General features: G+C 68.6%; 10 protein-coding genes. 9 read left to right on the top strand and 1 reads right to left on the bottom strand.

The window, feature by feature from the left end; all coding sequences use genetic code 11:
* Positions 1-6: 6 nt before the first annotated feature.
* From murC to LZ586_RS05505, 8 genes are all read left to right on the top strand, one after another.
* Positions 7-1,425 carry a UDP-N-acetylmuramate--L-alanine ligase gene (gene murC, locus LZ586_RS05540; protein ID WP_235078671.1) on the top strand — a complete coding sequence of 473 codons (1,419 nt, stop codon included), beginning with the start codon at positions 7-9 and terminating at the stop codon, positions 1,423-1,425.
* Complete coding sequence (murB, locus tag LZ586_RS05535) at positions 1,422-2,321, top strand: UDP-N-acetylmuramate dehydrogenase (protein ID WP_235078670.1); 900 nt, start codon at positions 1,422-1,424, stop codon at positions 2,319-2,321. Before murC ends, murB begins: the two co-directional genes overlap by 4 nt.
* Positions 2,322-2,326: 5 nt before the next feature.
* Positions 2,327-3,247 (top strand): D-alanine--D-alanine ligase, encoded by a 921-nt coding sequence (locus LZ586_RS05530; RefSeq protein WP_413777329.1) that lies wholly within the window; start codon positions 2,327-2,329, stop codon positions 3,245-3,247.
* Positions 3,244-4,158, top strand: a complete 915-nt coding sequence (locus tag LZ586_RS05525; RefSeq protein ID WP_235078669.1) for a cell division protein FtsQ/DivIB — start codon at positions 3,244-3,246, stop codon at positions 4,156-4,158. Before LZ586_RS05530 ends, LZ586_RS05525 begins: the two co-directional genes overlap by 4 nt.
* Before the next feature lie 4 nt (positions 4,159-4,162).
* On the top strand, positions 4,163-5,422 hold the full coding sequence (gene ftsA, locus LZ586_RS05520) for a cell division protein FtsA (protein WP_235078668.1): 1,260 nt from the start codon (positions 4,163-4,165) through the stop codon (positions 5,420-5,422).
* 107 nt (positions 5,423-5,529) lie between these two features.
* Positions 5,530-7,038, top strand: coding sequence for a cell division protein FtsZ (ftsZ, locus tag LZ586_RS05515; protein ID WP_235078667.1), 1,509 nt, complete (start codon positions 5,530-5,532; stop codon positions 7,036-7,038).
* Between the two features lie 93 nt (positions 7,039-7,131).
* A complete protein-coding gene (locus LZ586_RS05510) occupies positions 7,132-9,255 on the top strand; it encodes an SPOR domain-containing protein (RefSeq protein ID WP_235078666.1) in 2,124 nt (707 codons plus the stop codon).
* Positions 9,252-10,418, top strand: coding sequence for a deoxyguanosinetriphosphate triphosphohydrolase (locus LZ586_RS05505; RefSeq protein ID WP_261346035.1), 1,167 nt, complete (start codon positions 9,252-9,254; stop codon positions 10,416-10,418). Before LZ586_RS05510 ends, LZ586_RS05505 begins: the two co-directional genes overlap by 4 nt.
* 37 nt (positions 10,419-10,455) lie before the next feature.
* Here the strand turns inward: LZ586_RS05505 and LZ586_RS05500 are convergent, their stop codons facing one another.
* Positions 10,456-10,728 (bottom strand): hypothetical protein, encoded by a 273-nt coding sequence (locus LZ586_RS05500; protein ID WP_235078664.1) that lies wholly within the window; start codon positions 10,726-10,728, stop codon positions 10,456-10,458.
* A 231-nt stretch (positions 10,729-10,959) separates the two neighbouring features.
* Between LZ586_RS05500 and argS the strand changes: the two genes are divergently transcribed.
* Complete coding sequence (argS, locus tag LZ586_RS05495; protein WP_235078663.1) at positions 10,960-12,684, top strand: arginine--tRNA ligase; 1,725 nt, start codon at positions 10,960-10,962, stop codon at positions 12,682-12,684.

Raw genomic sequence — 12,684 nt, 5'->3', positions numbered from 1 at the left:
CGGCGCATGAAGGGTGTCGCAACCGACATCGGCACGATCCACTTCGTCGGGATCGGCGGCATTGGCATGTCGGGCATCGCCGAGGTGATGCACAATCTTGGATATCAGGTGCAGGGTTCGGACGTGGCCGAGGGCTATGTCGTCCAGGGGCTGCGCGACCGCGGCATACCGGTGACGATCGGGCACAAGGCCGACAATCTGGGCGACGCGGCGGTGGTCGTCACCTCGACGGCGATCGTGCGGACCAACCCCGAGGTCGAGGCCGCTTATGAGCGCCGCATTCCGGTGGTGCGTCGCGCGGAGATGCTCGCCGAGCTGATGCGGCTCAAGTCCACCGTCGCGGTGGCGGGGACGCACGGCAAGACGACGACGACTTCGATGGTCGCGGCGCTGCTCGACGCCGGCCATGTCGACCCCACCGTGATCAACGGCGGGATCATCAACCAATATGGCTCCAACGCCCGGCTTGGCGACAGCGACTGGATGGTGGTCGAGGCCGACGAGAGCGACGGCAGCTTCCTGCGGCTGGATGGCACGATCGCAGTCGTCACCAACATCGATCCCGAGCATCTCGACCATTATGGCTCGTTCGACCGCGCCAAGGACGCCTATGTCGAGTTCGTCGAGAACGTGCCCTTTTATGGCGCGGCCTTGCTGTGCCTCGACCATCCCGAAGTGCAGGCGATCATCCCGCGCGTGCGCGACCGGCGGATCGTGACCTATGGCTTCGCCGCCAGCGCCGACGTGCGCGGCGTGAACGTCACCCCCTATCTGGGCGGCAACCGCTTCGAGGTCATCATTCGCCAGCGCGACGGCAGCACGCGGTCGATCGAGAATATCGACTTGCCGATGCCCGGCCGCCACAATGTCCAGAACGCGCTGGCCGCAATCGGCGTGGCGCTGGAGCTGGGCATTCCCGATGCCACGATCCAGCAGGGCTTCGCCCAGTTCGGCGGCGTGAAGCGGCGCTTCACCAAGGTCGGCGAAGTCGACGGGATCACCGTGATCGACGATTATGGCCACCATCCGGTGGAGATCCGCGCGGTGCTGTCGGCGGCGCGGGAAAGCGCGCAGGGCCGCGTGATCGCAGTCATGCAGCCGCATCGCTATTCGCGCCTCGAGGGGCTGATGGACGACTTCGCCCAGGCGTTCAACGACGCCGACATGGTGCTGGTGACGCCGGTCTATGCCGCGGGCGAGCATCCGCGCGAAGGCGTGTCGGCCGAGGCGCTGGTCGAGGGCGTGAAGCGGCGCGGGCACCGATCGGCGGCTGTGGTCGACGACGCCGACGCGCTGGCGCGGGTGCTGGCCGAGGCGGCGGTGCCCGGCGACCTGGTGGTGTGCCTGGGCGCCGGCGACATCACCAAATGGGCCGCGGGCCTGGCCGAGGGCATCGCCCAGGCGCGTGCAGGCGTCACGGCGTGAGCGTCTGCTACGCGCTTCCCCCGGTGCGCGGGCGATTGACGCAGGGGGCGCCGCTTGCCCCTCTGGTCTGGTTCAAGGCGGGCGGCGCGGCGGAATGGCTGTTCGAGCCGGCGGATGTAGAGGACCTTAGCAGCTTCCTGTTCGCCCTAGATCCTTCGGTGCCGGTGATGGGGCTGGGGCTGGGTTCGAACATGATCGTGCGCGACGGCGGCGTGCCCGGCGTGGTGATCCGGCTGGGCAAGCCGTTCGCCAAGGTCGAGCGCGTGGACGCGGTGACGCTGCGCTGCGGCGGGGGGGCGAGCGGGATCCTGGTGTCGTCGAGCGCGCGCGATGCGGGCATCGGCGGCGTCGAGTTCCTGCGTTCGATCCCCGGCACGGTCGGCGGCTTCGTGCGGATGAATGGCGGCGCGTACGGGCGCGAGACCAAGGACGTGCTGGTCGAGTGCGACGTGGTGCTGCGATCGGGTGAGCGGCGGACGCTGGCGCTGGCCGAGCTTGGCTATACCTATCGCCACAGCGACCTTCCCGAAGGCGCGATCGTCGTCTCGGCGACGTTCCGCGGGCATAATGAGGAACCGGCGGTCGTGCAGGCGGAGATGGACCGCATCGCCGCCGCCCGCGAGGAATCGCAGCCGCTGCGGTCCAAGACCGGCGGATCGACCTTCAAGAACCCGGACGGGCACAAGGCCTGGGCGCTGGTCGATGCGGCCGGGTGCCGGGGCTTGCGGCGGGGGGACGCGCAGGTCAGCGAGAAGCACTGCAATTTCCTGCTCAACCTGGGCAATGCCAGTTCGGCGGACATCGAGGCGCTGGGCGAAGAGGTGCGGGACAAGGTGAAGGCGCAGTCGGGCGTTACGCTCGAATGGGAAATCCAGCGAGTTGGGGTAGAGAAGTGACGCAGTTGCACATCGCCGTGCTGATGGGCGGGTGGTCCGCCGAACGCGAGGTTTCGCTGATGTCGGGCAATGGCGTCGCCGATGCGCTGGAAGCGCGCGGGCACAAGGTGACCCGGGTCGACATGGACCGCGACGTGGCGGTGACCCTGGCAGGGTTGAAGCCCGACCTGGTGTTCAACGCGCTGCATGGGACCCCTGGCGAGGACGGGACCATTCAGGGCATGCTCGACCTGATGGGCATTGCTTATACGCATTCCGGGCTGGTCACGTCGGTGATCGCGATCGACAAGCAGCTGACCAAGCAGGCGCTGGTGCCCCACGGCGTGCCGATGCCGGGCGGGCGGATGGTGCGCAGCGCCGAGCTGTTCGAGCGCGATCCGCTGCCGCGGCCTTATGTGCTCAAGCCGGTGAACGAGGGATCGTCGGTCGGCGTGGCGATCGTCACCGCCGAGGGCAATTACGGCTCGCCGATCGCGCCGGGCGCCAAGGGGCCGTGGCAGGAGTTCGACGAGCTGCTCGCCGAGCCGTTCATCCGCGGGCGCGAGCTGACCACCGCAGTGCTGGGCGACCAGGCGCTGGGGGTCACCGAGCTGAAGCCCAAGAGCGGCTTCTATGATTATGACTCGAAGTACACCGACGGGCTGACCGAGCATGTGTTTCCCGCGCAGATCCCCGACGAGGTCACCGAGGCGTGCAAGCGCATCGCGCTGGAATCGCACCGGCTGCTGGGGTGCAAGGGCGCGTCGCGGTCCGACTTCCGCTGGGACGACAGCCAGGGCGTCGAGGGGCTGTTCCTGCTGGAAGTGAATACCCAGCCGGGGATGACTCCGCTCAGTCTGGTTCCGGAGCAGGCGAAGCATCTGGGCATCAGCTATGGCGAGCTGGTGCAGCGGATCGTCGACGAAGCTCTGGGAGCGGCCGCTTGAGCCGCAGGCCCGTCCAGCGGACCGCGACCCGTCGCGGGGCGACGCCCAAGGCGCGCAAGGCGCCGGCGCGCCGGCCCAAGCGTCCGGGCATGCTAGAACAGGCGGTCGCCGCGCTGCCGTTCAGCGAGAAGACGCTGCAGGGAATCGCGACCTGGAGCATCGTCGGCGCGGTGGGTGCGGCGGTGCTGGCGCTTGGCGTGTGGGCCGGCATTCCCGGGATGGTCGGCGTCGCGGCGGCCAATACGCTGGGCGACCTGGGGCTGAAGGTCGATCAGATCCAGGTCGACGGCAACAAGCGCATGGATAAGACGACGATCATCGCCGAAGCGCTCGACGGTGAGCACAGCCGTGCGATGCCCCTGGTGGATCTGAAGGCGATCCGGGAGCGGTTGCTCCAATATCCCTGGGTGCAGGATGCGCGGGTGTCGCGGCGGCTGCCGGACACGCTGCGGGTGTTCATCGTCGAGCGGGAGCCCGCGGCGGTGTGGCAGAACCACGGGCAGCTGATGCTGGTGGACACCGCGGGCGTGCCGCTGGAGCCGGTGTCGCGCGAGGCGATGCCCGAGCTGCCGCTGCTGGTCGGCGACGGCGCCAATTCGCAGGAGCCTGCGCGGCGGACGCTGCTCGACGCGGCGCCGGCGCTCAAGCCGCTGGTGCGCGCGGCGACGTGGATCGGGAACCGGCGCTGGGACTTGACCTTCAGCACCGGCGAGAAGCTGCAGCTGCCCGAAGGCGACGATGAGTCGCGTGCGGCGCTGCGCAAGTTCGCCGAACTGGACGGCGAGCAGCGGCTGCTCGGCAAGGGCAGCATCCGCTTCGACATGCGGGTGCCGGGCAACATGGTGGTGCAGCGGCGCATGGCGCCAGCCGTGGCGGCAACGGCCGCCGATGCGACGAAATCAGGGGAGTAGGGCAATGGCGAAGGTTCCGACCGAAGGGTTGATCACCGCACTGGACGTGGGCTCGTCCAAGGTTTCGGCGCTGATCGCGCAGCGCACCGACAGCGGCTCGCTGGTGGTGCTGGGCACCGGGCAGCGCGAGAGCCGGGGCGTCAAGCGCGGCTATGTCGCCGACATGCGCGCGACCGAGATCGCGATCCGCGAGGCGGTGGAGCAGGCGGAGCGCATCGCCGGGATCAACATCGAGGATGTGTGGGTCAGCTTCTCGGCGGGCGGCCTGGTGTCCGACGTGGTCAAGCTCGAGGCCGATCTGGGCGGCCACCGAGTCGAACAGGCGGACATCGACGAACTGCTCAAGGCGGGACGCGACGCCATCGACCCGCAGGGCAAGATGGTGCTGCATGCGCAACCCACCCGCTACACCGTCGACGGCCTCGCTGGCGTGAAGCGCCCGCTGGGTCTGCACGCCGACCGGCTAGGCGTCGACATCCATGTCGTCTCGACCGACGGCTCGCCGGTCCGCAACCTGGACCTGTGCGTCCGCTCGGCGCATCTCGAAGTGCGGTCGATCATCGCCGCGCCGGTGGCGACCGGGCTTGCCTGCCTGACCGAGGAAGAGCGCGAGCTGGGCGTGGCGCTGGTCGAGATCGGCGCGGGCGTGACCAACGTATCGGTGTTCGCCGGCGGCGTGCTGGCGGGGTTGGCGTCGATCCCGATGGGATCGGCGGACGTCACCGACGACATCGCTTCGGCGTTCGGCACGGCGCGGCAATGGGCGGAGCGCACCAAGTGCTTCCACGGATCGGCCAACCTGTCCCCACGCGACAACCGCGAGACGATCGACGTCCAGCCCGCGACGCAGGAGGAAAGCGTCGAGGGGATGCGCATCACCAAGGCGCAGCTGAACGGGATCATCCGCCAGCGGCTGGAGCGGCTGATGGGCGAGATCCAGAAGGAGCTCAAGAAGCTGGGCTTCCAGGACCCGGTCGGTCGGCAGATCGTGCTGACCGGCGGTGGCGCCGAGCTGAAGGGCATCGCCGACTATGCGCAGCAGGCGCTGGGCAGCGCCGTGCGTGTCGGCCGACCGCGCGGACTGGCGGCACTGCCCGAGGCGCATTCGGGGCCCGCTTTCGCAACGCTGGCGGGGCTGGCGCGGTTCGCCGCGTCCGATCCGATCGACCTGCGCAGCCTGGAACCCGCGCATCAGATGGTCACCCGGGCCAGTCCCGGCGCGGTGCTGCAGCGGCTGATGGCGGCGTTTAGGGCAAATTATTAAAGAAATGCGGCACGAGGCGCGGGTTTAGGCTAGAGTCGCTCCGAGCCTTGGTGCAGAAAAGGTTTCAAACGCGCCGTCACCGTGCAGCCGGCGCAGGGAGATCGTAGATGAGTATTGAGTTTCTTCCCGCAGAAGTCGACGAACTGACGCCCAAGATCACGGTGATCGGCGTCGGTGGCGCGGGTGGCAATGCGATCGCGAACATGATCCGCGCGGACGTTCAGGGCGTCGAGTTCCTGGTCGCCAACACTGACGCGCAGGCGCTGAAGCAGTCGGCGGCGCCCCAGCGAATCCAGCTGGGTGCCAAGATAACGCAAGGTCTGGGCGCCGGGTCGCGGCCAGAGATCGGCCGCGCGGCGGCCGAAGAGACCATCGATGACGTGCAGAAGTCGCTGGAAGGCGCGCATATGTGCTTCATCGCCGCGGGAATGGGCGGCGGCACCGGCACGGGTGCGGCGCCGGTGATCGCCAAGGCGGCGCGCGACATGGGCATCCTGACGGTGGGTGTCGTGACCAAGCCGTTCGCCTTCGAAGGTAAGCGCCGCCAGGCGAGCGCGGATGCCGGCATCGAAGAGCTGCAGAAATATGTCGATACGCTTATCGTCATCCCGAACCAGAACCTGTTCCTGATCGCCAACGCCAACACCACCTTCAAGCAGGCCTTCGAAATGGCCGATGAAGTGCTGCAGCAGGGCGTGCGCGGAATCACCGACCTGATGGTCATGCCGGGCCTCATCAACCTCGACTTCGCCGACGTCCGTTCGGTGATGCAGGAGATGGGCAAGGCGATGATGGGCACCGGCGAGGCGGACGGCGACGACCGCGCGCTGATCGCGGCGCAGAAGGCGATCGCCAACCCGCTGCTGGACGGTGTGAGCATGAACGGCGCCAAGGGCGTGATCGTGTCGATCACCGGCGGCGAGGACATGCGCCTGCTCGAAGTCGACGAGGCCGCGAACCACATCCGCGAGCTCGTGGATCCCGACGCGAACATCATCTGGGGTTCGGCATTCAACCCCGAGCTGGAAGGCCGCATCCGCGTGTCGGTGGTCGCGACCGGCATCGACGCCGATGCGCAGGCGAAGCCCGCACCGGCCGCCGTCGAACAGCCGCGCGTGTTTTCCTTCTCAAGCCCGCGCCGCAACGCGCCGGCGGTAGCCCCGGAACCGGAGCCCGCACCCGCAGCGCCCGAACCCGGCTTCTCGGACCAGGTATTCGCCAGCGCGCCGGAACCCGCCCCGCAGGCACCCGAAGCGCCGCGCGTTCCCGAAGCCTATGACCCGGCACCCGCGCCGGCGCCGCAGCCGGCGACCAGGGCCGACGACGTGGACGATTCGGACGAGCTGCTGCTCGGTTCGGACAATGCCGTGCCGCCGCCGCTGGCGCCCCAGGCACCGGCTCCCACCGCGACTCCGCCCGAGTTCGGCAATCGCCGTCGCTGGCTGACCGGCGCGGAGGAGGAAGAGGCGCCTCAGGCCAAGCCTGGCCGCCGCTCCGGTGGCACCTTGTTCGAGCGCATGGCATCGGCTTCGCGCGGCGCCAAGCCGACCGGCGAGGACGACGACAAGGACCCGCTCGACATCCCCCGCTTCCTGCGCAGCCAGAACAATCAGTAAGCAGGCGTTGGTCGCTGGCCGGGCTCGCTTGAGCGCGCGGCCGGCGACCTGTCAGTGGCCGTTAAGCCACCGCCGTGCTTATGCTGCCGCAACATGATCCGGATTTCCCTGTTGCACTCGGCGGCGCTGGCGATGGCCTTGACCGTCGCGGCCGCGCCCGCCGGCGCGCAGACCATGATGGTCGCGGCGCCGAATCCCGACGCGGATCGTCTGACCCAGACGATGCGTACACTTGCCGCGGACCCGCGTGACCTGTCCGCGCTCGTGGAGGCGGGCAGGCTCAGCACCCGGTTGAACGACACGCCGGCCGCGCTGGCGTTTTTCCAGCGCGCCGAATCGGTGTCGCCGGGCGATCCGCGGATTGCCGCCGGACGGGCCGCGGTGCTTGTGCGGTTGAAGCGCCCCGGCGAAGCGTTGCGGCTGTTCCAGTCCGCGGAAGCGCGCGGAGCCTCGATCCGCGACTATGCCGCCGATCGCGGCTTCGCTTATGATCTGCTCGGCCAGCCGGGCCTGGCCCAGGCCGATTACAAGCTGGCGATGCAACGCGAGCGCGACGACGAACTGGTCCGCCGCTACGCGCTCTCCCTCGGCATCAGCGGGCAGGTCGATCAGGCGAATGCGCTGCTCGACCCGCTGCTACGCCGCAGCGACCGCGCGGCCTGGCGGGCGCGCGCGTTCATTCTGGCGATGAACGGAGACATGGCCGGCGCCGAGCGGATCGCCACCAGCATGATGCCGGGAAACATGGCGCCTTCGCTGGTGCCGTTCTTCCGCCGACTGGGGGGCCTGACGCCCGCAGACCGCGCCTTTGCAGTGCATTTCGGCGAGCTCTCGCCGACTCAGGCGCGGTTGGCGGACGCCCGGCTCGCACCGAATTTGCCGCATTATGTTCCAGAGCAGCGCCCGGTGCAGGTCGCCGCACGGCAGGCGCCGGCGCCCGCCGCGAGGACCCGCGATCGCCGCTCGGCGCGTGATCGGCGCCGCCAGGAACCGGTGGTAGTGGCCGCCGCGACTCCGGTGAACGCCCGGCTACTCGCTGCGCCGGCTCCCCAGCCGATGCCGCCGCCCGCGCCGGCCCAGCCGGTCTTTGCCCAGCAGCGTACGCCGATCGTGCAGCCCTTGCCGGCTCCGGCGCCTACACCGTCGCCGGTAACGGCCCCGGTGGTGGTCGCGATGCGAGAGCCTGCGGCATCGTCCGCGATTGCGCCGGCGCGCACGCCAGTGCCTACCCGCGAGGTAGTGCCTGCGCCGGCGACGAGCGCTGCCACCTTGCCCGCTGCAAATCCCACTCCCACTCCGACCCCGTCGGCGCCGGTCCAACTCGCCAGCACGACGCCGCCGATCGTCCGTTCCGCGATCGTCGCGCCGTCGCCCAGCACGCCGGCAGCGTCGGCGCCTGCGCCCGTCGTCACCCAGCCAAGCGCCGCGACGCCGTCGCTAGAGTCTGCCGCGGCTCGACGGCCTGAGCCTGCGGTGACGCCGCCGCCGGTGGCGGTGGTGCAGCCCTCGACATCCCCGGCACCCGCCATTGTCGAGACCCGAGTTGCCGCTGCAGCCCCCGAGCCGGCACCGCCTGGGCCGGTAGCCGTGGGCCAGGAGGATTCGGTTCTCGCCTCGATCGTTGCCAATCTGACGATCCCGGCCGCGGAACTGGAAGCCGCGAACTCGATGGCGCTGCCGGTGCCCACGGTAGCGACCGTGCCACCCCCGGCGCCGCCGCCGGTGGAAGCGCCCGAGCCTGTCAAGCCGAGGGCCAAGGCCGAGCCGGCCAAGCTCGCGTCCGCGCGGGCGGACGACGCCTCCAAGCCCGCGGCGATCAAGGGCACAAAGACGGGCAAGACCGCCGACACCAAGATCAAGCCCGACGCGAAGGCTGATGCCAAGGCCAAGCTGGATGCAAAGGCCAAAGCCGACGCGAAGGCGAAACCCGCGGCCAAGCCGGACCCTGAGCGGGTATGGGTCCAGGTCGCAGGCGGCGCGAATGCCGGCGATCTCGCCAAGGCCTGGAAGTCCGTCGCCGCCAAGGCGCCGGCGCAGCTGCGCGGCAAGTCCGGCTGGTGGACGCCGGTGCGGGCGAGCAATCGTTTGCTGACCGGCCCCTTCAAGACCGAGGCCGAAGGTCAGGCCTTTGTGAACAGCCTCGCCAAGGCCGGCGTATCCGGCTTCGTCTTCACCTCCGAGGCGGGGCAGAAGGTCAACAAGATCGGCGACAAGTGATCGGCCATGCAGCGTGGGCGTGCATGCCCGATCAAAGCCGGGGCCGGAAGCATGCGGAGTTGGGTGGCGAGGTTCGCGGACCGCGCGACGCCTTTCAGCGCGACCGCGACCGCATCATCCATTCGATCAGCTTCCGCCGGCTGCGCCACAAGACCCAGGTCTTCATGGCGCCCGACGGCGATCATTTCCGCGTCCGGCTGACGCACAGCCTGGAAGTCGCGCAGATAGGCCGCACGGTCGCACGCACGCTAGGGCTCAACGAGGATCTGACCGAAGCGCTGTGCCTGGCGCACGATATCGGTCATCCCCCGTTCGGGCATGCCGGCGAGGACGCGCTGGAACGGGCGCTGGAGGGGCAGGGCGGCTTCGATCATAACGGCCATACCCTGCGCACGCTGACGTCGCTGGAGCGGCCTTATCCCGGGTGGGACGGGCTCAACCTGACCTGGGACACGCTGGAAGGGCTGGCCAAGCACAATGGCCCGATCGCGCGGCCCGAATGGGCACTGGCGACGGTCGACGCGGAAATCGGGCTGGAGCTGGACCAATGGCCCTCGCTGGAGGCGCAGGTGGCGGCGATCGCCGACGACATCGCCTATGACAATCACGACATCGATGACGGATTGCGCGCGGGGCTGCTGACGCTGGACCAGCTGATGATCCTGCCGATCGTCGCCGATGGGTGGCGCCGGGTGCAGGCGAAGTTCCCGCGGGTGCCGGCCGAGAGGCTGGTCGGCGAGCTGATCCGCTCGCAGATCGGCGAAATGGTCAACGACCTGATCGAGGCGACGCGGAGCCGGCTGGAGGCGCTGGAGATCGGTTCGGTCGAGGATGTGCGCGGGGCAGGGCAGGTGCTGGCGATGTTCTCCGAACCGATGCGCGACGCCGAGCGCGACTTGAAGCGCTTCATGTACGCCAATCTGTACCACCATCCGAGCCAGCTTGCCGCAGCCGAGGCCGCGAACGCAGTGGTGGCGGGACTGTTCGCTGCCTATGCTGCTGATCCGGGGCTGATGCCGGACGCGTGGCGCAGCGGGTTGCCGGAGGCCGAGCCGTGGCGCAGCCGGCACATTGCCGATTTCATCGCCGGGATGACCGACCGCTATGCCATTGCCCGCTACCGCGAGGTGGTCGGCCCGGTCGACTTGCCCGAGGGGTTCTGACGGGACCTTCGCGGCGAAACGAAGGTCCCGTCCGCCATCAGCGCTGGGCGACCTGGACCGTGTTCAGGCCCTTGGGTGCGCGGAACGATACCGGGTTGGCGGCGACATGGCCCTTCACCCAGCCATTCTTCACCGTCAGCCGGAACTTGCCGCCTTGCGATGCATGCCCCTCGAGGACGCGCGCATCGCCTTGGATGGTCGTGGTGTAGCTGTAGGTCACCCCGTCGCGAGTGAAGCTGCGTTCCTGCGCGAGCGCCGGAGAGGCGAATGCGAGAGTGGCGGCAGCTGCTGCGAAAATGAACTTCGTCACGATCTTTCTCCTTCAGTGTCCGAAAGAGCCAGACCGGCATCCCTGTTATGTTCTGGGAGCAATTATGTTGCGCCGCACCATGTGGAGCAATCGCAAAGCGCGGTGGCTGCGATTGCGCCTGACGCAATCCTCCGTGTGGTCGAGGTCCGGCTGAGGCTTGGATGGGCAAGAGGTGACGGCGGGCGGCCACTACGCTAAGAGCCCGCGCTTCCTCCGCAGTTGGAATCGTGAATGACGCTCTACACTCGTTTCGCCGCGCATCTGAACCTCGCGCTGGATGCGCTCGTCCTCGCCGGGGACTTGCCCGCGGGGCTGGAGCGACGCGCGGTTACGGTAGAGCCGCCGCGCGACGTGACTCATGGCGACCTGGCGACCAACGCGGCGATGGTGCTCGCCAAGCCGGCCAAGACCAACCCGCGCGCGCTGGCCGAGAAGATCGCCGCCGAGCTGGAGAAGCTGGACGAGGTTTCGGCGGTGTCGGTGGCCGGGCCGGGCTTCATCAACCTGACATTGAGCGACGACACCTGGCGCGGCGAACTGACCGAGATCCTCGACACCGCGGACGCCTATGGCCGGTCCACGGTCGGCGAAGGCGCCACCGTCAATGTCGAATATGTCTCGGCCAATCCGACCGGGCCGATGCACATGGGGCATTGCCGCGGCGCGGTGGTGGGCGATGCGCTTGCCAGCCTGCTCGAGTTCGTCGGGCACAAGGTGATCCGCGAATATTATGTCAACGACGCGGGCGGCCAGGTCGACGTGCTCGCCCGCTCGGCGCAGCTGCGCTACCGCGAGGCGCTGGGCGAGACGATCGAGATCCCCGAGGGCCTGTATCCGGGCGAGTATCTGAAGCCGATCGGTGCCAAGCTGGCGGCGGAACATGGCGACAGGTTCGTCGGCGCGCCGGAGAGCGAATGGCTGGCGCTGTTCCGCAAGGAAGCGGTCGCCGCCATGCTGGTGATGATCAAGGACGATCTGGCCTTGCTCGGCATCCATCACGACCTGTTCTCGTCCGAGGCCGAGCTGCAGGCGGCGGGCAAGCCGGAACAGGCCGAGGCGTGGCTGCGCGAGCGCGGCTATGTCTATGACGGGGTGCTGGAAGCGCCCAAGGGCGAGACGCCCGAGGATTGGGAGCCGGTCGAGCTGCCGCTGTTCCGCTCGACGCAGTTCGGCGACGACCAGGACCGCCCGATCAAGAAGTCGAACGGCAGCTGGACCTATTTCGGCGCGGATCTCGCTTATCATTTCCAGAAGGCGCAGTCGGCGGACCAGCTGATCGACATCTGGGGCGCGGACCATGCCGGCACGGTCAAGCGCATCGTCGCGGCAGTGCAGGCGCTGACCGGCGGCGAGACCAAGTTCGACGTCAAGCTGGTGCAGATGGTGCGCCTGCTGCGCGCGGGCGAGCCGGTGAAGATGTCCAAGCGCGCGGGCAATTTCGTCACGCTCGCCGATGTCGTCAACGAAGTCGGCAAGGACGTGGTCCGCTTCACCATGCTGACGCGCAAGGCCGACGCGCAGATGGACTTCGACTTCGCCAAGGTGGTGGAGGCGTCGAAGGACAACCCGGTATTCTATGTGCAATATGCGCATGCCCGGGTGCACTCGCTCCATCGCAAGGCGGCGGAGGCCGGAATCACGTGCGGCGCGGTCGACCTGTCCCTGCTTGATACAGAGGACCTGGCGCTGGTGAAGCTCGCCGCGCAGTTCCCGCGGGTGGTGGAGGGTGCCGCTTCGGCACGCGAACCGCACCGGATCGCGTTCTATCTCTATGACTTGGCGGGCCTTTTCCACGCGCAGTGGAACGCCGGCAATGATCGGCCCGAGCGCCGCTACCTGCTGGTCGATCAGCCGGAGCTCACTTGCGCACGGCTTTTCTTGGCGCGCGGGATCGGGCAGATCATCCGCAACGGCCTGGCGCTGATGGGCGTCGAGGCCGTGCAGGAGATGCACTGA

This window comes from Sphingomonas sp. S2-65 (genome assembly GCF_021513175.1).
Taxonomy (GTDB): Bacteria; Pseudomonadota; Alphaproteobacteria; order Sphingomonadales; family Sphingomonadaceae; genus Sphingomonas.
The sequence above is the reverse complement of the archived record's forward strand: the minus strand, read 5'-3'. Positions and strand labels throughout refer to the sequence as shown.

Coding starts and splice junctions, on each gene's coding strand:
- LZ586_RS05510 (WP_235078666.1), top strand. CDS start 7,132: ATGATCCGGATTTCCCTGTTGCACTCGGCGGCGCTGGCGATGGCCTTG.
- ftsA (WP_235078668.1), top strand. CDS start 4,163: ATGGCGAAGGTTCCGACCGAAGGGTTGATCACCGCACTGGACGTGGGC.
- ftsZ (WP_235078667.1), top strand. CDS start 5,530: ATGAGTATTGAGTTTCTTCCCGCAGAAGTCGACGAACTGACGCCCAAG.
- argS (WP_235078663.1), top strand. CDS start 10,960: ATGACGCTCTACACTCGTTTCGCCGCGCATCTGAACCTCGCGCTGGAT.
- murC (WP_235078671.1), top strand. CDS start 7: ATGAAGGGTGTCGCAACCGACATCGGCACGATCCACTTCGTCGGGATC.